Annotated in this window: 24 protein-coding genes and 1 pseudogene; 13 read left to right on the top strand and 12 right to left on the bottom strand. The window is 63.0% G+C overall.

The annotated features are described in order from the left end of the window. Positions 1-85 precede the first annotated feature (85 nt). Positions 86-1,417 (top strand): hypothetical protein, encoded by a 1,332-nt coding sequence (locus OOJ09_RS20990; RefSeq protein WP_269907028.1) that lies wholly within the window; start codon positions 86-88, stop codon positions 1,415-1,417. Between the two features lie 78 nt (positions 1,418-1,495). Here the strand turns inward: OOJ09_RS20990 and OOJ09_RS20995 are convergent, their stop codons facing one another. The 3 genes from OOJ09_RS20995 to OOJ09_RS21005 form a co-directional block, all read right to left on the bottom strand. Then, the gene (locus OOJ09_RS20995; RefSeq protein WP_269907029.1) at positions 1,496-2,929 is read right to left on the bottom strand and encodes an aldehyde dehydrogenase family protein; all 1,434 of its coding nucleotides are present in this window, start codon (positions 2,927-2,929) and stop codon (positions 1,496-1,498) included. Between the two features lie 161 nt (positions 2,930-3,090). After that, positions 3,091-3,474, bottom strand: coding sequence for an ACT domain-containing protein (locus OOJ09_RS21000; protein ID WP_269907030.1), 384 nt, complete (start codon positions 3,472-3,474; stop codon positions 3,091-3,093). A 28-nt stretch (positions 3,475-3,502) separates the two neighbouring features. After that, entirely contained in the window at positions 3,503-3,970 is a 468-nt protein-coding gene (locus tag OOJ09_RS21005) for a GNAT family N-acetyltransferase (RefSeq protein WP_269907031.1), read from the bottom strand. Positions 3,971-4,292: 322 nt separating this feature from the next. Here OOJ09_RS21005 and OOJ09_RS21010 point away from each other — a divergent pair, with 322 nt between their 5' ends. Beyond that, a complete protein-coding gene (locus tag OOJ09_RS21010; protein ID WP_269907032.1) occupies positions 4,293-4,883 on the top strand; it encodes a cation transporter in 591 nt (196 codons plus the stop codon). A gap of 21 nt (positions 4,884-4,904) precedes the next feature. Here the strand turns inward: OOJ09_RS21010 and OOJ09_RS21015 are convergent, their stop codons facing one another. The 4 genes from OOJ09_RS21015 to OOJ09_RS21030 form a co-directional block, all read right to left on the bottom strand. Next, positions 4,905-5,645 carry an SDR family oxidoreductase gene (locus OOJ09_RS21015; RefSeq protein ID WP_269907033.1) on the bottom strand — a complete coding sequence of 247 codons (741 nt, stop codon included), beginning with the start codon at positions 5,643-5,645 and terminating at the stop codon, positions 4,905-4,907. A 62-nt stretch (positions 5,646-5,707) separates the two neighbouring features. Further along, positions 5,708-6,316: a flavodoxin gene (locus OOJ09_RS21020; RefSeq protein ID WP_269907034.1), complete on the bottom strand. Its 609-nt coding sequence runs from the start codon at positions 6,314-6,316 to the stop codon at positions 5,708-5,710. 22 nt (positions 6,317-6,338) lie between these two features. Next, positions 6,339-7,328 (bottom strand): aldo/keto reductase, encoded by a 990-nt coding sequence (locus OOJ09_RS21025; RefSeq protein ID WP_269907035.1) that lies wholly within the window; start codon positions 7,326-7,328, stop codon positions 6,339-6,341. Positions 7,329-7,344: 16 nt separating this feature from the next. Further along, positions 7,345-7,740, bottom strand: coding sequence for a cupin domain-containing protein (locus OOJ09_RS21030; RefSeq protein ID WP_269907036.1), 396 nt, complete (start codon positions 7,738-7,740; stop codon positions 7,345-7,347). Positions 7,741-7,894: 154 nt separating this feature from the next. On the opposite strand from OOJ09_RS21030, the gene OOJ09_RS21035 reads away from it, so the two are divergent. The 5 genes and pseudogenes from OOJ09_RS21035 (at position 7,895) to OOJ09_RS21055 (ending at position 13,025) form a co-directional block, all read left to right on the top strand. Continuing rightward, entirely contained in the window at positions 7,895-8,788 is an 894-nt protein-coding gene (locus OOJ09_RS21035) for a LysR family transcriptional regulator (protein WP_269907037.1), read from the top strand. 75 nt (positions 8,789-8,863) lie between these two features. Further along, positions 8,864-9,240, top strand: a pseudogene (locus tag OOJ09_RS21040) (ester cyclase). A 332-nt stretch (positions 9,241-9,572) separates the two neighbouring features. Beyond that, on the top strand, positions 9,573-10,637 hold the full coding sequence (locus OOJ09_RS21045; RefSeq protein WP_269907135.1) for a YeiH family protein: 1,065 nt from the start codon (positions 9,573-9,575) through the stop codon (positions 10,635-10,637). Positions 10,638-10,722: 85 nt separating this feature from the next. Next, complete coding sequence (locus OOJ09_RS21050; RefSeq protein ID WP_269907038.1) at positions 10,723-11,772, top strand: helix-turn-helix domain-containing protein; 1,050 nt, start codon at positions 10,723-10,725, stop codon at positions 11,770-11,772. Between the two features lie 203 nt (positions 11,773-11,975). Next, complete coding sequence (locus tag OOJ09_RS21055) at positions 11,976-13,025, top strand: alpha/beta hydrolase family protein (RefSeq protein WP_269907039.1); 1,050 nt, start codon at positions 11,976-11,978, stop codon at positions 13,023-13,025. A 27-nt stretch (positions 13,026-13,052) separates the two neighbouring features. Here the strand turns inward: OOJ09_RS21055 and OOJ09_RS21060 are convergent, their stop codons facing one another. Then, complete coding sequence (locus OOJ09_RS21060; protein ID WP_269907040.1) at positions 13,053-13,550, bottom strand: GAF domain-containing protein; 498 nt, start codon at positions 13,548-13,550, stop codon at positions 13,053-13,055. Positions 13,551-13,640: 90 nt separating this feature from the next. Here OOJ09_RS21060 and OOJ09_RS21065 point away from each other — a divergent pair, with 90 nt between their 5' ends. Continuing rightward, positions 13,641-14,069, top strand: coding sequence for an NUDIX hydrolase (locus OOJ09_RS21065; protein WP_269907041.1), 429 nt, complete (start codon positions 13,641-13,643; stop codon positions 14,067-14,069). Between the two features lie 21 nt (positions 14,070-14,090). On the opposite strand, the gene OOJ09_RS21070 is transcribed toward OOJ09_RS21065, so the two are convergent. Then, positions 14,091-14,993: an AraC family transcriptional regulator N-terminal domain-containing protein gene (locus tag OOJ09_RS21070; RefSeq protein ID WP_420107529.1), complete on the bottom strand. Its 903-nt coding sequence runs from the start codon at positions 14,991-14,993 to the stop codon at positions 14,091-14,093. Positions 14,994-15,185: 192 nt separating this feature from the next. Between OOJ09_RS21070 and OOJ09_RS21075 the strand changes: the two genes are divergently transcribed. The 3 genes from OOJ09_RS21075 to OOJ09_RS21085 are packed head-to-tail and all read left to right on the top strand — an operon-like array spanning position 15,186 to position 16,857. Then, positions 15,186-15,944, top strand: a complete 759-nt coding sequence (locus OOJ09_RS21075; protein WP_269907042.1) for an SDR family oxidoreductase — start codon at positions 15,186-15,188, stop codon at positions 15,942-15,944. 31 nt (positions 15,945-15,975) lie between these two features. Then, complete coding sequence (locus OOJ09_RS21080) at positions 15,976-16,275, top strand: hypothetical protein (protein ID WP_269907043.1); 300 nt, start codon at positions 15,976-15,978, stop codon at positions 16,273-16,275. A 12-nt stretch (positions 16,276-16,287) separates the two neighbouring features. After that, positions 16,288-16,857 (top strand): DNA-3-methyladenine glycosylase I, encoded by a 570-nt coding sequence (locus tag OOJ09_RS21085; protein WP_269907044.1) that lies wholly within the window; start codon positions 16,288-16,290, stop codon positions 16,855-16,857. Positions 16,858-16,878: 21 nt separating this feature from the next. Here OOJ09_RS21085 and OOJ09_RS21090 read toward each other — a convergent pair whose 3' ends face one another. From OOJ09_RS21090 to OOJ09_RS21100, 3 genes are all read right to left on the bottom strand, one after another. Beyond that, complete coding sequence (locus OOJ09_RS21090) at positions 16,879-17,037, bottom strand: hypothetical protein (RefSeq protein ID WP_269907045.1); 159 nt, start codon at positions 17,035-17,037, stop codon at positions 16,879-16,881. 209 nt (positions 17,038-17,246) lie between these two features. Beyond that, on the bottom strand, positions 17,247-18,878 hold the full coding sequence (groL, locus tag OOJ09_RS21095; protein ID WP_269907046.1) for a chaperonin GroEL: 1,632 nt from the start codon (positions 18,876-18,878) through the stop codon (positions 17,247-17,249). Between the two features lie 31 nt (positions 18,879-18,909). Then, complete coding sequence (locus OOJ09_RS21100) at positions 18,910-19,224, bottom strand: co-chaperone GroES (RefSeq protein ID WP_269907047.1); 315 nt, start codon at positions 19,222-19,224, stop codon at positions 18,910-18,912. Positions 19,225-19,471: 247 nt separating this feature from the next. Here OOJ09_RS21100 and OOJ09_RS21105 point away from each other — a divergent pair, with 247 nt between their 5' ends. Together OOJ09_RS21105 and OOJ09_RS21110 are read left to right on the top strand one after the other, a co-directional pair. Continuing rightward, positions 19,472-19,726 carry a hypothetical protein gene (locus OOJ09_RS21105; protein WP_269907048.1) on the top strand — a complete coding sequence of 85 codons (255 nt, stop codon included), beginning with the start codon at positions 19,472-19,474 and terminating at the stop codon, positions 19,724-19,726. Further along, positions 19,723-19,989, top strand: coding sequence for a DUF1488 domain-containing protein (locus OOJ09_RS21110; protein ID WP_172349346.1), 267 nt, complete (start codon positions 19,723-19,725; stop codon positions 19,987-19,989). Before OOJ09_RS21105 ends, OOJ09_RS21110 begins: the two co-directional genes overlap by 4 nt. The last annotated feature ends 34 nt before the right edge of the window (positions 19,990-20,023 follow it).

A 20,023-nucleotide genomic window follows, 5' to 3' on the forward strand; every position in this document is an offset into this window, starting at 1 on the left:
AACGACCCACCTATTTTCTTTGCAACCATTCATGTAGGGAGTGCGTCGGGGTTGAAGTTTTCCTTTTGGGTGGGCGGATAAAATAATGGTGATATCGGAGACTGGATCCTCCCGGATCGAGTCAATCAATTACCCGTTTCTGGCGACGGCATTCTTTGCCCTGAACGCGCTTTATTTCATTCTTGTGTTTGGTACTTTCGACAATCCGTCATGCTGCGACGCCACCCTGTATCTGCAAGGAGGACGCCGTTTCTTTGAGCAAGGTTTGCTGTTCGACAACCCCTATAGCGGTTACCGATCGGTGTGGAACTACGGTATAGCCGAGATGGTCCGATTTGTCGGCGAACCTTTCCGCTGGATCGCCGGCCTGCCTCAAAAGGCAACGGTTTCCTATGCTGTGGGAGCAACCCTTCTTTTTGCCGTCACCGCCATGACTCTTTTGCTCGTTCTAGGAAAGAGAAAAGGCTTTAAGGAAATATTTTGCGCGATTTATTTGAACCCAATCTCTTTTTTATATCTACTTTACCCGCTGCAAGAATCCCAGATCGTTCTTTTTCTCGGGCCTGCAATTGTGATCGTCGCGACCTCCTTGATTGCCGAGAAATGGAACCAATCAATTGTGTTGCTTTGGAGCTTTGCAGTCGCAGCATGGATGGTAAAAGGTTCATTCTTACTTGTAGCTCTTCCGGTGATTGGGTTGGCGATCTACCTTGTCCTGCGGGCCACCGGGCCGAAAAAATGGATATCAACCTGTATCGGCGTAGCCGTGGCATTGGCTATTGTTGCGCCGCAATCGTATATCGCGTTGGCAAAGTACGGCTCGCTTTACCCTTACCCTGATCACGCCCTTCTCGAAAAACAACTTGGCTGGGGCTACACCAGCTGGCACTATGAAACTGTCTATGACCTCAATCTGGAAGGGGACGTTAAATGGAAAGGGGATTTTTCAAACAACAACTATCCGCCAATTAAAGATACCGAAGCGTACACCTTCAAGATTCTGTCCAATCCCATAGAGGGTCTCTCACTTTGGGTTGGACACATCTTCAGCGCATTCAATTTTTCACATCTGAAGGTGTATATCACCGAGCCCGTCGTCAAATTCTCGTTCTTCAATGTTCTCGCCGGCGCGGCGCTGTTCCTTGGCTTCTTGACGTCGGTCGGCATTGTTACACGAGGTCCATATGATCCGCAGGACTATTTCATAGATGCCGTGATGATTGGATCGGCGTCCGCGCTGCCTCTGTTGGCAGTTGAGACGAGGTTTAGCCTATTGCCTGCATTGGCGTTGTCTTATAGGGCAATCCAATGGTTCACTGAGGCAGACAAAAATGAACGAGTGGCGCAAGATCTGAGCTGCGCCGCGCTGTTTGGACTGCTGTTCGGGTTTGCGATGACCTTGGTCGACATTGCGTGAAAAGCCAATTGCTTGGTTTTTCAAGCAATGTGCACCCTTAGCCTGCGAAGACGTGGGTAGGGCAAGCCAAGACCAATTTCACTCCGCCGCCTCGTAGCCCGCGATGCCCTTGATCTCGAGGAAATCCTCGAGCCCGTATTCGGCGTATTCGCGGCCATTGCCGGACTGCTTGTAGCCGCCGAAAGGCAGGCCGGCGTCCCAGGTGGGGTAGTTGATGTAGACATTGCCGGAGCGCATGCGCGCCGCCACGTCGCGCGCCTTCTGGATGTCCTTGGCCTGGATGTAGGAGGCGAGACCATAGACGGTGTCGTTGGCTTGCTCGACCGCCTGTTCGACGGTGTCATAGGGCAGGATCGCCAGCACCGGCCCGAAGATCTCCTCGCGCGCGATGCGCATGTCATGGGTGACGTCGGCGAACACGGTCGGCCTGATATAGTAGCCGCGGTTGAGTTCGGCGGGGCGGCCGGGGCCGCCGGCGACCAGCGTGGCGCCTTCGTCGATGCCGCTCTGGATCAAATCCTGGATCTTGTCGAACTGGACCTGGCTGACCACAGGGCCAAGCTTGGTGCCGGCGGCGTCAGCGGGACCGACGGTGAACTTTTCCGCCGCCGCCTTGGCATAGCCAGCCGCCTCGTCGTGGCGGTCGCGCGGCACGAACATGCGCGTCGGCGCGTTGCAGGACTGGCCGCTGTTGCCGAAGCAGCCGGCGACGCCCTTGGTGACGGCGGTGGCGAGGTCGACATCCGGGAACAGAATGTTGGCCGACTTGCCGCCAAGCTCCTGGTGCACGCGTTTGACAGTGTCGGCGGCGGCCTTGGCCACCAGGATGCCGGCGCGGGTCGAACCGGTGAACGACATCATGTCGACGTCTGGATGGCTGGACAGCGCCTGGCCGACACCAGGGCCGTCACCGTTGACGAGGCTGAACACGCCCTTCGGCACGCCGGCCTCGTCGATGATCTCGGCGAAGATGATGGCGTCGAGCGGCGCGATTTCGGACGGCTTCAGCACCATGGTGCAGCCGGCGGCGAGCGCCGGGCCGACCTTGCAGGTGATCTGGTTCAGCGGCCAGTTCCACGGCGTGATCAGGCCGACGACGCCGATCGGTTCCTTGACGATCAGCGAAGAGCCCTTGACCTGACGGAACTGGAACGACTTCAGCACCTCCGCCATCTTCTGCAGATGCGCCAGCCCAACGCCAACTTGGCTGTCGAGCGCGAACTGGCGCGGCGCGCCCATCTCGCGCGACACGGCCAGCGCCAGATCGGCGCTGCGCTTCCTGTAGACCTCGATGACGCGGTTCAGGATATCGAGGCGCTCCTCCACCGAGGTGAAGCCGAATGTGCTGAAGGCGCGCTTGGCGGCGGCCACCGCCTTGTCGACATCGGCCTTGGAGCCGAGCGAGATCTGCGCGAAAACATCCTCGTTCGACGGATCGATGACATCGAGCGTGTTGGGCACGACAGGATCGACCCACGCGCCATCGATATAGAACTGCAGATTGTGTGACATGGTTTTCTCCCTGGGGGTGCGCCGTATGGCCGTGCCGGCCGTAATATGTGGCTAGAAATAACGATGCACAAACGGCGCTGTCAAACGCAACCCCCGAACGCATTGAGCCAGCGCGCCAGTCGTTGAGCCAGTGGGTCAGCACCTGGCCTGGTGAGGATGGATTACAGCAACGTATGTCCAGCCTCGGCCAGAAGCCGCCTCGCGGCGGCCTGATCCGTCGCTTTCACCAGGAGATGGTCGCCATCGAAGGTGGAAACCACGAAGATGCCCAACCCGTTTTCCGACAACGGTCTGATGACCGACAGCACGATACCGGTTTCGCCGAAGGCAAACGGCCCCTCGAATTTGAAGGCGACCCAGTCGCTGTCCTGCCTGACGGCATCCGGCACGCGATCCTGCGGGCAGACGATCGAAAGTTCGTCGTCGGTCCTGGTGATGCTGACGAAGCCGGGCCCGTCCGCCCAACCGGGAATGGCGTCGCCCGGCTCGAGCCGCGAAATCGCGTAAAGCCTGCGAAGTTGCTTCAATCTGATCCTGGCAGTCATTGTCGGGTTCCGCTCTTCCGATTGCCGGCTATGGCGCCAGTTTCTTGCTCATATAGACCGTCACGCCGTTCATGAACGGCTCTTCGCGGTCGATCGCATAGCCGTGCCGTTTGTACAGCGACACATTGGCCTCGAAGGCGCCATTGGTCAGCAGGCGAAGTTCGGGGCGGTCCGCTCCGGCCGCCCTGCGCTCGGCCTGTTCCAGCAGCAGCCGGCCGATCCCCCGGCCCTGCGACAGCGGCGCGACGCAGACATTCTCGATCCAGAGATGATCGTCGGCCAGCATGGTTTCGATCATCCCGACAATGCGGTCCTCCTCGACGGCGAGATCGAACGAATGCTCGGCAACGGCCTTGTCGTAATCGGCGCGCATCGGCAGCGGCTCGCGGCCGATCACCGGCACCCACTTGGCATAGGCGGCGCGCACGATGTCCCTGATGGCTGTGGCATCAGCGGGTTCGGCCGGCCGAAGCCGGATGGAAGAATCGATGGTCATCACAATGCTCCAGACATGGAAAACCCCGCCGGCGGGTGTCGCGGGCGGGGCTGGGAAACGAACGAACCGGATCTATCAGGCCGGTCTTTGTCGTCGCGCGATCAGCTTGCCGCTCCGCACTGTGCAGGAACGGCGTCGCTTGATGTTGGCGGGCGCAAGGGCAAACATGGCGTCAAGCTGGAGCATGAAGAGCGGCGCTGTCAAGGCGGCCGCTCGATCGGCAATGTCCCATATCGGCGGCACAGTTCTGGCCTTCAGGTCCGCTGGGCATGGAATCGCTATATATGCCTTGCCGTGACGGCAACTGACCGATGGACAAAATATGATTGGGACGCTGAACAAGACGGTGCGGATGGTCGCCATCCTGAACCTTGGCTATTTCGGAATCGAGTTTGCCGTAGCCATCTGGATCGGATCGGTATCGCTGTTCGCGGACAGCATCGATTTTCTCGAGGATGCATCCGTCAACCTGCTGATCATGGTCGCGCTGGGCTGGACCATTCGCAATCGAGCGCGGCTCGGAATGGCGCTGGCGGGGGTACTCCTGGTCCCGGCTTTGGCAACCCTTTGGACGGCCTGGGAGAAGTTCAACAGTCCAATTCCGCCAGCACCCGTTCCACTGACGCTGACCGCCGCTGGCGCGATCCTCGTCAACCTGTCATGCGCGCTCATGCTCGCTCGCTACCGCCATCACAGCGGCAGCCTCACCCATGCAGCATTCCTGTCGGCGCGCAACGATGTCCTGGCGAATGTCGCGATCATCGCCGCCGGCCTGGTCACGGCATTTGTGTGGAACTCGGCTTGGCCCGATATTGTCATTGGCCTTGCAATCGCCGTCATGAATGCGGACGCCGCCCGCGAGGTTTTCACCGCCGCGAGACGCGAGTTCGCGGAAAGCCAAATTCGAAGCTGAGACACGGCCGCCCGTCCGGCCTCAATACTCCTGCGCCGTCGGCCTGAACAGGATCTCGTTGATGTCGACCTCGTCCGGCTGGCTCATGGCGAACACCACCGTCCTGGCGAAGGAATCCGCCGGGATGGCCACGCGGTCGTAGAGCGCGCGCACGCCTTCGGCGACATCGGGCTCGGTGACGCTGCCGGGCAGTTCGGTCGCCACCGCGCCCGGCGAGATGATGGTGGTGCGGATGTTGTAGGGTTTTACTTCCTGGCGCAGGCCTTCCGAGATGACGCGCACGGCGTGCTTGGTGGCGGCGTAGACGGCGCCGCCCGGCCCGACCTTGTGGCCGGCGACCGACGACACGTTGATGATGTGGCCGCTCTTCTGCGTCTTCATGTGCGGCAGCGCGGCCGCGATGCCGTAGAGCACGCCCTTGATGTTGACGTCGATCATCCGGTCCCAGTCCTCGACCTTGCCGCGCTCCAGCGGCGAGTGCGGCATCAGGCCGGCATTGTTGATGATGACGTCGACGCGGCCATGCGTCTTCACCGCATGGTCGACGAGACGCCGAACCTGATCGACATCGGTCACGTCGGTCCGCAGGATCGCGTCCTTGTCAAGCGAAAGCTCCTCGGCCAGCGCTTGCAACCGGTCGAGGCGGCGCGCGCCCAGCACCAGCCTGGCGCCTTCCTTGGCAAGAAGCCGCGCGGTGGCTTCGCCCAGCCCGCTGCTGGCGCCGGTGATGACGACGACCTTGTCCCTAATGTTCTCGGTCATGATGATTTCCTTCTGGTTTTGGCTCGCTGCCCTACGGCAGCTCGCGAATTCGAGTAGGTGGCTCAGCCGGGCATTTCGATCCTGCCGAGCCAGCGTGTGACCTCCTCAAGCGTCTCGCGCTCCTGGTCGCACTGCTTGGAAAAACCTTCGATGAGCCGCGCCGCTGGCGCATGGTCGGCAAGGACCTTGAGGCTCTGCCCAATTCCGTAGCCGCCATGGGTGATGAACGGCACCAGTGTCTTGCCGGACAGATCGTGTCGCGACAGGAAGGAGCGGATCATCGCCGGCGCGGTCATGCCCCAGATCGGAAATCCGAGGAACACCGTCTCGTAGGATCTGATGTCCGGCACGGTGGCGGCGAGCGGCGGTTCGAAACCGGACACCCGCTGCTTTTCCGCCACCGCGACCTGCTCCTCATAGTCTTCCGGATAGGGATCGACGGTGCGGATCTCGAAAATGTCCGTTCCGAGAGCCCGGCTGATCTGGCGCGCGATGACGCGCGTGTTGCCGGTGCGGGTGTAGTACGCCACCAGCCCATTGGCGCCGCCCGCTTGGCGCGCGTTCGACGCGATGGCGGGCAGGCTCGATCCGGCACCCAATCCAGCACTCAGTGGCAATGCAAGCGCGGTCATAAGCGCACCTCGTCTTGAAAACAGGCTCGACTGGCTCATCCCGCTCTCCTTGGCGCCTGGCTCAGCGATCGATCCTTGCCGCCTGTTGCGGGGAGTAGCGCTCTCCCTGCACGGCAATTGCCGAGACCACGTTCTCGATGTTGCGAAGGTCGTCCGCCGTCAGCGCAACGGCCGCCGATCCGATGTTCTCCTCGAGGCGATTGAGCTTCGTGGTGCCGGGGATCGGAACGATCCAAGGCTTCCGCGCCAGCAGCCAGGCCAGCGCGACCTGGGCCGGGGTCACCTTCTTCTTGGCCGCGATCGCGACGATCGCGTCGACCAGCGCCTGGTTAGCTCGCCTGGCCTCCTCCGCAAAACGCGGCACGGTGTTGCGGAAGTCGCTGCTGTCGAACGTCGTGCTGGCGCTGATGGCGCCAGTGAGGAATCCCTTGCCCAATGGACTGAAGGGCACGAAGCCGATCCCCAGTTCCTCGAGGACCGGCAGGATCGCCTCCTCGGGTTCACGCCACCACAGCGAGTATTCGCTTTGCAGTGCGGTGACCGGCTGCACCGCATGCGCGCGACGGATGGTGCGCACGCCCGCCTCGGAGAGGCCGAAATGCTTGACCTTGCCTTGGCTGATCAAGTCCTTCACCGTGCCCGCCACCTCCTCGATGGGCACCACCGGATCGACGCGGTGCTGGTAGAGGAGATCGATGCGGTCTGTCCTCAACCGCTTGAGCGAGGCCTCGACGACGTCGCGAATATGCTGCGGCCGGCTGTCCATGCCTTCATGTCCGGCCGTGCCGGCGATGTCGATGCCGAATTTGGTGGCGATCACCACCTGGTCGCGGATTGGCTGCAGCGCCTCGCCGACGACCTCCTCGTTCGTGAAAGGTCCATAGACCTCCGCGGTGTCGAAGAAGGTGATGCCGCGCTCGAACGCGGAACGGATCAGGCGGACGGCATCCGGCGTCGCCATCGGTGCCCCGTAGGATTGGCTCATCCCCATGCAGCCGAGCCCGATGGCCGAGACTTCGAGGCCGCTTGTTCCAAGTGTGCGCTTTTGCATTGTCTTGCTCCTTTGTTCAGGCCTGGTACTGCGCGTCGCTGACGTGCTCCATCCAGTCGACCGCCTTGCCGTCGAGCGCCTCCTGGATGGCGATGTGGGTCATGGCGGTGGTGGGTGCCGCGCCATGCCAGTGCTTCTCGCCCGGCTCGAAGCGAACCACGTCGCCGGGCCGGATTTCCTCGACCGGGCCGCCCTCGCGCTGCGCGCGGCCGCAGCCGGCGGTGACGATCAGCAACTGGCCGAGCGGATGGGTGTGCCATGCCGTGCGCGTGCCGGGCTCGAAGGTGACGGCGTTGCCGGCCGCGCGGGCCGGCGCAATGGCCGCGAACAGCGGATCGATGCGCACCGTGCCGGTGAACCAGTCGCCCGGCCCCTTGCCCGAGGCCTGGGAGCCGCTTCGCTTGATGTCCATGATTTTTCCCTTCTTCACGCCGGGCCAGACACGGCCAGCGGCATTCAGGGCCGCCGACTTTGGGACGCCCGATTGTGACAGCGTCTATTTAGCACCTGCGATTGGTCGCGATTAGCTGCTATAACCAGCATGTACTTATGAGAAGGGCTCATGAATGCCGCGCGATAATCTGAACGAGCTGACCGCCTTCCTCGCCGTCGCGCGCGAAGAGAGCTTCACCAAGGCGGCGGCAAAGCTCGGCGTCTCCCAATCCGCGCTCAGCCACACGGTTCGCGCGCTGGAGGAGCGGCTGGGCCTGCGGCTTCTGACCCGCACCACGCGCAGCGTCTCGCCCACCGAGGCGGGCGAACGCTTGGCTCGCACCGTGGGGCCCCGGCTCGACGAGATCGAGACCGAACTGACGGCCTTGAGCGCGTTGCGCGAAAAGCCCGCCGGCACCATCCGCATCACCGCCGGCGAGCACGCCGCCGATGCGATCCTGTGGCCGGCGATCGCCAGGCTGTTGCCGGATTATCCCGACATCAGGATAGAGATCATCGTCGACTATGGCCTGACCGACATCGTCGCCGAGCGCTATGACGCCGGCGTGCGGCTCGGCGAACAGGTGGCGCGCGACATGATCGCGGTGCGCATCGGCCCCGACATGCGCATGGCGGTGGTTGGATCGCCGGCCTATTTCGCCAGGCGGCCAAAGCCACGCGCGCCGCAGGACCTGACCAGCCACAACTGCATCAATCTGCGCCTGCCGACCTATGGCGGCCTCTATGCCTGGGAATTCGAGAAGGTGGGGCGCGAGCTGAAGGTGCGCGTCGAGGGTCAGCTGGTGTTCAACACAGCCGCGCTGCGCATCAATGCCGTGCTTGCCGGATTGGGTCTCGCCTATCTGCCCGAGGACCAGGTGACGACCTGCCTGGCCGACGGGCGGCTGGTGCGGGTGCTCGCCGACTGGTGCGCGCCCTTCGCCGGCTACCACCTCTATTACCCCAGCCGCCGCCAGGCGACGCCGGCCTTCTCGCTGCTGGTCGACGCCTTGCGCTACAGAGGTTGATCCATCTGGACAGCATCCGCAGTCGTTCTATCTTTCTGCCGGAACGTGATCCGACGAACCCCCGGAGCCAGCGCCGTGACCAAGACCGACCTCTATCGAGGCTACATCGCCTGCCTCAACAATCAGGATTGGCAAAGGCTCCATCGCTTCGTCCATGACGACGTCCACTACAATGGCGACCGGGTCGGGCTATCGGGTTACCGCGAAATGCTGGAGCGGGATTTTCGGGAAATTCCGGACCTCTATTTCGATGTCCAGCTGCTGATCTCCGAGCCGCTTTCATCGCCAGCCGCCTTCAGTTCAACTGCACGCCCAAGGGAACGTTCTTCGGCCTTCCCATCAACGGCCGGAAGGTCTCCTTCAGCGAGAACGTCTTCTATGAATTTCTGAACGACCGGATCAGGAATGTCTGGTCGGTGATCGACAAGGCGGCCATTGAGGCTCAGCTTTGACGGTATGTCAGCCAGAAGCGACGTCTACGCGGCCCCTCACCTGCCTGCCGGCATCCTCTCCCCGTATAGTGACGGGGAGAGGGGCGCTCTCATCAGCAATTTCGCCAACCACCAACGTTGCTGGATGAGCGATAAGGTTGCGGCCGGCCCCTTCTCCCCGTCGCTATACGGGGAGAAGTGCCCGGCAGGGCGATGAGCGGCAGCGCCGACTTAGAGAGTGACTCACACAGTGGCAACCGTTCGTAAAAATCGATCATTCTAACGAGAATAATTCGTTGGAAAGATCGGTTAAGGAATGGCATTCCTCCGGCGTACTCGCCTGGAGCATTGCATTGTCTTCCCTTACCCACATCGCGAACGATATTCCGAAAAGTCTGATTTCCGCCGATCTGGCCGCCGGGCGCAGGCGCCTCGATTCGATCTGGAACGGCATCATCCCCGGCATCGTGCTGGTGGCGATGATAACAGGCGTCGCCTTCTCGGCACGTACTGTCTCCGGCTTCGCCCTGTTCAGCCCGATGATCCTCGCCGTCGTCGCCGGCATGATCCATTCCAACGTGCTCGGCACGCCCGCCCATGCCAAGGCCGGCATCGCATTCTCGCAAAAGCGCCTGCTGCGCTTCGCCATCGTGCTGCTCGGCTTCCAGCTGACGCTCGGCCAGGTCGTCTCCATCGGCGCCGGTGGCGTCGGCATTGTGGCGGCCACGCTCGGCGCCACCTTCCTCTTCACCGTCACGCTCGGCCGGCTGATCGGTGTCGACCGTAAGCTGGCGCAGCTGATCGCCGCCGGCACCTCGATCTGCGGCGCCTCGGCCATCGTCGCCACCAACATCGTCACCGATGCGCGCGACGAGGACGTCACCTACGCCGTCGCCTCGATCACGCTGTTCGGCACCGTCGCCATGCTCGGCTTCCCGCTGCTGGCGCCGGTGCTGGGGCTTGACCAGCACGCCTTCGGCCTGTGGGCCGGCGCCTCGATCCACGAGGTGGCGCAAGTCATCGGCGCCGGCTTCCAGAACGGCACCCGCTCCGGCGAGATCGCCACCGTCGCCAAGCTCACCCGCGTCGCCATGCTGGCGCCGATGGTCATCGCGCTCGGCCTGATGGCGCGCCGCAAGAGCAGCGGCGACCAGTCAGCCGCACGGCCGCCCATGCCGTGGTTCGTCGCCGCCTTCGCCGCCGTCGTGGCGCTGAACAGCCTGGTCACGGTGCCAGCCGAAGTGAAGTCGGCGATGGCGCTCGCCACCACCATCATGCTGACCATGGGGCTGGCCGCCATGGGCCTGCAGGCCGACATTTCGCTGCTGCGCTCGCGCGGCCTGCGCCCGCTGGCGCTCGCCTTCTCGGCCTTCCTGTTCATCGGCGGCTTCAGCCTGATGCTGGTGAAGTTCGCCTAGGTAGCGGCCCCTTCGATCGGCGCGATTGGGAATCGAAACCATATCGGCTAGGCTCCTTGCATCAGCACGCGAGCCCAACCGATCCATGCCGTTCGTTCCCCTGCCCTTCGTTGTCGCGCTGTTGCTGTTCATCCTGCTTTGGATGGTCGCCAGGCGTGAGGACGAGGGCGCACCCAACCTGCCTTTTCTGGTCCTGATCCTGCTCGCCGCGCTGCAATCGGTGCTCACTGGACTGCGTTGGGGCTATGGCATCAGCACCGTGGGCTACATCGCGCCCGTATCCGCCGCGATCATGCCATCGTTGCTCTATGCCGGCGTCTCCAAGCTCGTGCGCACCAGCGACCGCCTATGGCCGGCCTCGCTGGCACTCCATGCAACGCCCGCCGCCATCGTCTTCGTGCTGGTGATTTTCTGGCGCAATGCGGTCGACGTGGCACTGATATCAATCGATTTCATCTATGCCGCCGCCATCCTCTGGTTGCTGCGCTCCGGCGCCGACGGGCTGCGCCTGGCGCCTTTCGACGGCGCGGTCCCGGCCTACCGCGCCATTCTTTTCGCGGCCGTGACGCTGTGCCTGTCGGGGATGGTCGACCTGCTGGTGTCCTTCGAGGTGGCATCCGGCCACGGCGACCGCGCGGCGACGGTGATCGGCATCGCCAACCTTTTCATCCTCGTCATTGTCGGCGCGGCGGCGGCAGCGGCCAGCCAAAGCCATGTCCCACTCAACGCGGCCGAGCCCGCCGAGACCTTCTCCCTGGTCGACACCGGTGAAGACGCCGACACTCTTCGTAGGGTCGACGACCTGATGCAGGAGAAGAAGCTCTATCGGGACGCCACCCTGAACCTGAATCGCCTTGCCCGTCGTGCCGGCATTCCGGCACGACAGATTTCGGCGGCGATCAACCGGATCAAGGCCAGGAACGTCTCGCAATATGTCAACGAACACCGCATCGCCGAGGCCTGCCGGCTGTTGGGCGAGACCGGCCAGCCGGTAACCGAAATCATGCTTGCGGTCGGATTCCAGACCAAATCGAACTTCAACCGCGAGTTTCGCCGCGTGACCGACATGACGCCGCTCGCCTGGCGGGAACGGAACACGCAATCGCCCTCGCTTGCGAGCCCTGCGGGGGGATGAAATCCGGCGGCACCGTTCGCGTCGAGCGGTACTAAATCGCGATGGTGGACGTTCTCGATCGCGATCGAGGTCGCGGGCTTCGCTCCGATCCGCTGATATCACGGCGTCAACACAGCGACCGAACACAACCGCCAACTGACCCAGAAGCTGAAGCCATTGGGCTCTCCAGCCGAAGGCGCGAGCGCTCGGCAATGGAGATCTCAATGAAATTCTGGATCACGCTTTGCACCATCATGGCTTCCGCGATGCTGATGCAATCCTCGGCCGGCGCCAGCGACAGCGTCGGCGTTCGTCGGTTTCCAGCCCCTTCCAGGGAGCGCGGCATCGATCTCGACGTGACGGTCTGGTATCCGGCCCAGCCAGGCGGCGACACGGTCACGCTCGGCGACACCGCGCTTTTCATCGGAACGTCCGCCATGCGCGATGCGCCAATCTGCAGCGGAAAGTTTCCGCTCATCCTGCTTTCACACGGCGCCGGTCTTGCGGGAACCCCGCAGGCGCTGAGCTGGATTGCAACGCCTTTGGCCAGGCAGGGATTCATCGTCGCCGCCCCCACGCATCCAGGAAATACGGGACCAAACAGGTCCGCCGCCGAGACGATGAAACTCTGGCTGCGGCCTGCCGATCTCACGGCAACCTTGGACACGACGGAGAAGAACGCCTTCTTCAGGGATCATCTTGAGCAAGCCAAAGTGGGCGTTCTCGGTCTTTCGATGGGCGGCAACACGGCGCTTGCGATAGCCGGGGCGCGTGTCGATCCAAAACTCCTCGCGGCCTATTGCGATACGGACCTGCTCAATGCTTCGCTTTGCGACTGGGTCCGGCACAGCGGGGTTGATCTTCACGCCATGGATTTGCGGCTGGCCGGTCGTGACAACAGGGATGAGCGGGTTCATTTTGCCATGGCGATCGATCCCGCCCCAACCGATGTCCTTGAGGCCAAAAGCCTTGCCGGCATCAGAATTCCGGTCGCTATCGTCAATCTTGGCCAACCGGGAAAGATCCCGGTGACCGCCGATGCCTCCGGGATCGCAAAAGCGATTGCAAATGCCAGCTATGCGACGATCGAGGACGCGAGCCATTACAGCATGTTCGCCGAATGCAAGCCCGGCGCTCCCGGCATCATTGCATCCGAACAGATCGGCGACCCGGTTTGCGACGATGGTGGAGGGCGATCGCGCGGCGAGATTCACGCGCGGCTGATCGACATGGCGACCGCAGCTTTCAATCGCGCGCTGAAGACCGATCCGTAGGCGCTGCCGCCTGCTGTCAGGCGTCGTTCAGTCCTCGAAGGAACTCGCGGCGCCATAGATCGCCGCCAGCGTCTCGATGCCGGCCTGGTCGGCCTCGTCGAAGCGGCCGGGCAGCGGGCTGTCGAGGTCGAGCACGCCAAAGACGCCGTCATCGTCTTCGAGCAGCACGACCAGTTCCGAGCGCGAGGCGGCATCGCAGGCGATGTGGTCGGGAAAATCATGCACGTCCTTGATCAGCATCGAGGTGCCGAGCTCGACCGCCGTTCCGCACACGCCCTTGCCGACGGCGATGCGCACGCAGGCCGGCTTGCCCTGGAACGGCCCCAGCACCAGTTCCTCGTCGGATGCCAGGAAATAGAAGCCGGCCCAGTTGAGGTCCGGCACCATCTGGAAGATCAGCGCGGCGGTGTTGGCGGCGTTGGCAATCGAGTCGCGCTCGCCCTCCAGCAACGCCTTCAACTGCGTGGCGAGGTCGCGGTAGAACACGGCCTTGTCTGACGTGTCGATGGCCTTGGCGGCAAACATGGCTTGTCTCCGTACTCAGAATCGCGGTTGCTTCGACAAGCTGTCAAACGCGGCAAGCCCTGCATCAAACAACCACCGGACAATACTAGCGTGAATCCCATCCACTCCGAAAGCCGCAAGATCAGCATTGCCGCCGCCGTCATCGCCGACGCATCGGGCAGATTGCTGCTGGTGCGCAAGCGCGGCACCAGCGCCTTCATGCAGCCCGGCGGCAAGATCGAGCCGGACGAGGAGCCGGTCGATGCCCTGGTGCGTGAATTGCGCGAGGAGCTCGGGCTGGCGGTCGACCCGGCCATGGCTTCCCGGCTCGGCCTGTTTTCGGCCAAGGCGGCCAATGAGCCTGACAGCACGGTGGAGGCGGAGTTGTTCGCCCTCACTTTTGCCGCACAGCCGATCGAGAGCCAGCCGGTAGCGGCGGCCGAGATCGAGGAGATGATCTGGCTGGACCCCGCCTCGGCCCACGACATCGAGCTCGCGCCGCTGACGCGCGACGTGGTGCTGAGGCTGAGCGGACAGTAGCGCGGCGCCGCAAGCTTACCCTCAGCCCCCGCCCGCCGGCTCCCGAAATCCCCCGACATAGCGCAATGGCGGCCGGCCGTAGAGCCGGCTGTATTCGCGGCTGAATTGCGACGGGCTCTGGTAGCCGACGCTGTAGCCGGCCGAGCCGACATCCAGGCGCTCCGTCAGCATCAGGCGCCGCGCTTCGTGCAGGCGCAACTGCTTTTGATACTGCATTGGCGTCATCGCCGTGACCGCCTTGAAGTGATGATGCAGCGAGGACGTGCTCATGCCGACATGCTGCGCCAGCTCCTCGATGCGCAGCGGCCGCGTGAAATTCTGCCGCAGCCAGGCGACTGCCTGGGCAATCCGGTTTGTCGGCGTCTCGATCGTGGCGATCTGAAGCAGGGCCGGACCGAAGGGGCCGGTCGCCACGCGGTAGAGGATCTCCTGCTCGATCAGCGGCGCCATCGCGGGAATATCTTCCGGCCGATCAAGCAGGCGCAGCAGCCGCACGACCGCATCCAGCAGGTCTGGCGGCGCCCTGTTGACCGCCACCGCCCGCATGTCGTGAGGGACGACCGGCGCCGTGCCGATCCGGCCGAACAGCTCCTTCAGCCGATCCGGCTCGATCCGCATGCCCAGCCCGAGGTTCGGGGCCTCGGGGCTCGCCTCGGTCACGCGCGACACGACCGGCAGGTCGAGCGAGACCACCAGATAGTCGCCAACGCCATAGCGGTGAACATGCGATCCGAGCGTGAGGCTCTTGGCGCCCTGTACGACGAGCGCAAGGCAGGGCCATTGCGCGGTGTGGACGCTTTTGTCGGTCGACGATCGCCGGCTGAGGAAGAGATTGTCGATCGCCGTCGCGCGCTCCTCGTCCCGCGCCGTGAACCGGGCGATGATCGACGCCATCTCCCCATAGGGATCTTGCGCGAACGTCAAAGGGCACCCGGTATCTTCGAAACGGTCATGGCGCCGATCATATCCGATCCTGCAAGCCCGGCCAGCCGCGGCAATCAACCTTTGCAGGATCGTGCATGAATCTTGCAGGATCGCGATAACGCCCCACATTCGCTTCGTCGCATAACGCCGCCAGCGGGAGCGTGCTCCCAATCATCACAGGCGGAGCCTCTCATGACGAGTTCACCGATCACCGAACCATCGACCCGAACCAGCAAGGTCGTGCTCATCACCGGCGCCAGCAGCGGCATCGGCGAGGCCACGGCCCGCCACCTGGCGACGAGCGGCCACAGGATCGTGCTTGGCGCCCGGCGGACCGACCGGATAGCCGCTATCGCGCGGGACATCGGGCAGGCCGGCGGCCAGGCGCATTCCCGGCAGCTTGACGTGACCGACCTCGACAGCGTCAAGGCTTTCGTCGCGGCCGCCGATGAGCGCTACGGCCGGGTCGACGTGCTGGTGAACAATGCCGGCGTAATGCCGTTGTCGTTCATGGCCGAATTGCGCATCGACGAATGGAACCGGATGATCGATGTCAATTTGCGCGGCGTTCTCAATGGCATCGCCGCCGTGCTGCCGATCATGGCCGAACAGAAGTCCGGCCACATCATCAACGTCGCATCTGTCTCCGGGCACCGGGTCGATCCGACAGCCGCCGTATACAGCGCCACCAAATTCGCGGTGCGGGCGCTCTCGGAAGGGCTTCGACAGGAAAGCAGGGATCTGCGCGTGACCGTCGTCAGCCCTGGCCTCACCCGCACCGAGCTGTTTGACGGCATCGCCAATCCCGAGATCAAGGCTGGAGCCCGCGCCATGGTCGATCAGGCCTCCATCCCGGCCGGCGCGATTGCCGAGGCGATCGGCTTTGCCATCAGCCAGCCGGACGGCGTCGACATCAACGAACTGATCGTGCGCCCGACGGCGCAAGGCTGACCCTCATGAACCCTGGCAATGGAGAGATGACATGACAGAGGCAATCGAAGTGACGACCTTCAGGCTCAACGGCCGGTCCTGCGCGGAATTCATCGCCGCCAATGCCGATATCGACGCCTGGCTGCGGCGTCAGCCGGGCTTCCTGTCCCGCCGGATCGCCGAACGCGATGACGGCACCATCGTCGACCTGCTGATCTGGGCCTCGGCCGAGGCCGGCCGCAACGCGGCGAGCGGCATCATGACCGAGATGGGGCATTCGCCGGTGCATGCCATGATCGACCAGCGCACCGTGGACTGGACCGTGGCGCCGGTCCGCCACAGTATCGTGTGACGGAGAACCACGATGGACAATCATGCACATCATCGCTGTGGCTGGGCCGAGGGCGATCCGCTGATGCGCGCCTATCACGACGAGGAATGGGGCGTTCCGCAGCGCGATGCCCGCATGCTGTGGGAAATGCTGATGCTGGAAGGGTTCCAGGCCGGTCTCGCCTGGATCATCGTGCTCAGAAAGCGCGACGCCTTTCGTGCCGCCTTCGCCGGCTTCGATCCGGAGAAGGTCGCGCGCTTCGGCGCGGCCGACATCGAGCGCCTGATGGCCGATCCCGGCATCATCCGCGCCCGCGCCAAGATCGAAGCGACGATCCGTGGCGCCCGGATCTTCTGCGAGATGGCGCAGCGCGGCGAGAGCTTCGCCGACTTCTGCTGGTCCTTCACCGATGGCAAGGTGGTCGCAAGCGACGGCCATGGCTGGATCTCGTCATCGCCCCTGTCCGAACGGATTTCCAAGGAAATGAAGCGACGCGGCTTCAAATTCGTCGGCCCGACCATCGTCTATGCCTGGATGCAGGCGGTCGGCATCGTCAACGATCACGCGGCCCACTGCTTCCGGCGGTCCGAAGTCGCGCTCTGATCGCGGTCGCGCGGTCAGCGCTTACATCGGACGCTTCGGTTCGCTCTTTGGTGGGGCTGCCGTGTCGGAATCGGATTTCCGATGCTTGTCGGCGGCAATCCTGCGGATGCGGTCGAAGCGGCTTTCCTCGGTTTTTTCGGTCGTGACGACCGTTTCTGGCTTCCGCACGAACGTGATCATGGATCCGTCTCCTGGGCTAGAGGCCTGCGCGCCGGGAGAGCCCCCCCGGCGGTAATCATCCTGGCTCCGGCGAAGAGCCGACGTGGCCAGATTCAGGTCAGGCCGAGTCGAAAACGGTGGTTTCCGAGAACCGGAGCGGAGCGTACTTTTGGGTACGTGAGCACCCGAGCGCAGGAAACCGCCGTTTGCAGACCGGCATCACCTGAATCTTAGTAGCCGCCCATGCCGCCGCCATTACCGCCCGCAGGCGCTGCGTCCTTGGCCGGAATGTCGGTGATCATCGCTTCGGCGGTGATCAGAAGCGCGGCGATCGAGCCGGCGTCCTGCAGTGCGGTGCGCACCACTTTCGCCGGATCGACGATACCCGCCTTGATCATGTCGACATAGGTCTCGTTCTGGGCGTCGAAGCCCTGATTGTGGTCCTTGCTGTCGGTGAGCTTGCCGACGACGATCGAGCCTTCGACGCCGGAATTCTCGGCGATCTGGCGGATCGGCGCTTCGAGCGCGCGCAGCACGATGGAGATGCCTGCCGTGACATCGTCATTGGCACCGGTCAGTCCGGCAAGCGCCGAGCGGGCGCGCAGCAGAGCCACGCCGCCGCCGGGCACGATGCCTTCTTCAACCGCCGCGCGCGTGGCGTTCAGCGCGTCGTCGATGCGGTCCTTCTTTTCCTTGACTTCCGACTCGGTGACGCCGCCGACGCGGATGACGGCAACACCGCCGGAGAGCTTGGCCAGCCGCTCCTGCAGCTTTTCCTTGTCGTAATCGGAGGTGGTCTCCTCGATCTGGCCCTTGATCTGCGCGACGCGCGCCTGGATGGTCGCCTTGGTGCCGGCGCCGTCGATGATCGTGGTTGTGTCCTTCTCGATCAGCACGCGCTTGGCGCGGCCGAGCATCTCGACGGTGACGTTTTCGAGCTTGATGCCGAGATCCTCGGAAATCATCTGGCCTGATGTGAGCACGGCGATGTCTTCCAGCATCGCCTTGCGGCGATCGCCGAAGCCCGGCGCCTTGACCGCCGCGACCTTGAGGCCGCCGCGCAGCTTGTTGACGACCAGCGTCGCCAAGGCCTCGCCCTCGACGTCCTCGGAGATGATCAGCAGCGGCCTGCCGCTCTGCACGACCGCTTCGAGGATCGGCAGCATCGCCTGCAGATTGCCGAGCTTCTTCTCGTGGATGAGGATGTAGGGCTCTTCCAGTTCGGCGCGCATCTTGTCGGCATTGGTGACGAAATAGGGTGAGAGATAGCCGCGGTCGAACTGCATGCCCTCGACGACGTCGAGTTCGGTTTCGGCGGTCTTGGCTTCCTCGACGGTGATGACGCCGTCATTGCCGACCTTGTCCATCGCCTTGGCGATCATCTCGCCGACGCTGGCGTCGCCATTGGCGGCGATGGTGCCGACCTGGGCGATCTCGGCCGACGACTTGACCTTCTTGGCCTTGGCCTTGATTTCCCCGACGACAGCGGCGACGGCCTGGTCGATGCCGCGCTTGAGGTCCATCGGGTTCATGCCGGCGGCGACCAGCTTGGCGCCTTCGCGCAGGATCGAAGCGGCCAGCACCGTGGCGGTGGTGGTGCCGTCACCGGCGAGGTCGTTGGTCTTCGAGGCCACTTCGCGCACCATCTGCGCGCCCATGTTCTCGAACTTGTCGGCAAGCTCGATTTCCTTGGCGACGGTAACGCCGTCCTTGGTGATGCGCGGCGCGCCATAGGCCTTGTCGATGATGACGTTGCGGCCCTTGGGGCCGAGCGTGACCTTCACCGCATTGGTGAGGATCTCGACGCCGCGCAGCATGCGGTCGCGTGCATCGGTGGAGAATTTGATTTCCTTGGCAGACATTTTTTATCCAGTTCGTTCAGAGGGAGTGAGGTCAGGCGGCCTTCTTGGCGGCCACAGTCTTCTCGATAATGCCCATGATGTCGGCTTCCTTCATGATCAGAAGGTCCTCGCCGTCGATCTTGACCTCGGTGCCCGACCATTTGCCGAACAGGATGGTATCGCCAGCCTTGACGTCGAGCGGCACAAGCGCGCCATTTTCGTCGCGTGCGCCAGGCCCAACAGCGATGACTTCGCCTTCCTGCGGCTTTTCTTGTGCCGTGTCGGGAATGATGATGCCGCCCTTGGATTTGATATCGCCTTCGGCGCGCCGGATGACGACGCGATCGTGGAGTGGCCGAAACTTCATGAGAACTTCTTTCTGGGGCCGGCATAGGCGGCCGCGTCTCTCATATAGGCGCTTTGGCACTCGATAGATAGGAGTGCCAAAAATTAATCGCGGGCGGAATTAAATATTCAAAAGTATTATTTCGGCCTGCCGTTTCGTGATATCGGAACCAGGTCAAATATTTCAAAAGATTGAATTTTGCCGATTGAGCACCTATTTATCGGACAAGTTCATTTTCACGATTTCAGGCACAAGGGAGATTTCTTCGATGGCCGAAGGCAATCAGACGATCATGGAAAAAGCTGAAGCCCGCTTTGTCGACAAGCAGAAGAAAACGGCGGAGCGCAACAAGGCAACCGCTGAATACATGTCCGAAGCCAGGGCCCGGGAGATCAAGACCGCAAGGCTCAGGGAATTGCGGCTGGCCAAGGAAGAGGCGGACCGCGTCGCGGAAGCCCTGAACCCGACGCCGAAGAAGAAGCGCGCGGTCAAGAAGGTGGCCGCAACGGAGGTCAAGACATGAGCCTGACATTCCCCAACCGCAGCCGCAGCTATGACGAGGCCGGCAAGCGCATCCGTTTCGTCGGCCATGACGGCATGTTCCAGATTTCGTTTTCCGTCGCCGCCGACGCCATGACCAGGATGCAGCCGGCGACCGCGGCCAACGAGGCCGGTTACCTCGCCACGTTCGACACCGAGAGCAGCGCCATCCGCGATGTGGCGGCCAAGGCCTACGACCGCACCCGCAAGAGCATGTATGTGCTGACGGCCGCCGATTTCGGCTGATCAGCCTGGTGCATGTCGCTCGAAAGTGGTCTCG

This window comes from Mesorhizobium qingshengii (genome assembly GCF_027563465.1).
Lineage (GTDB): Bacteria > Pseudomonadota > Alphaproteobacteria > Rhizobiales > Rhizobiaceae > Mesorhizobium > Mesorhizobium qingshengii_A.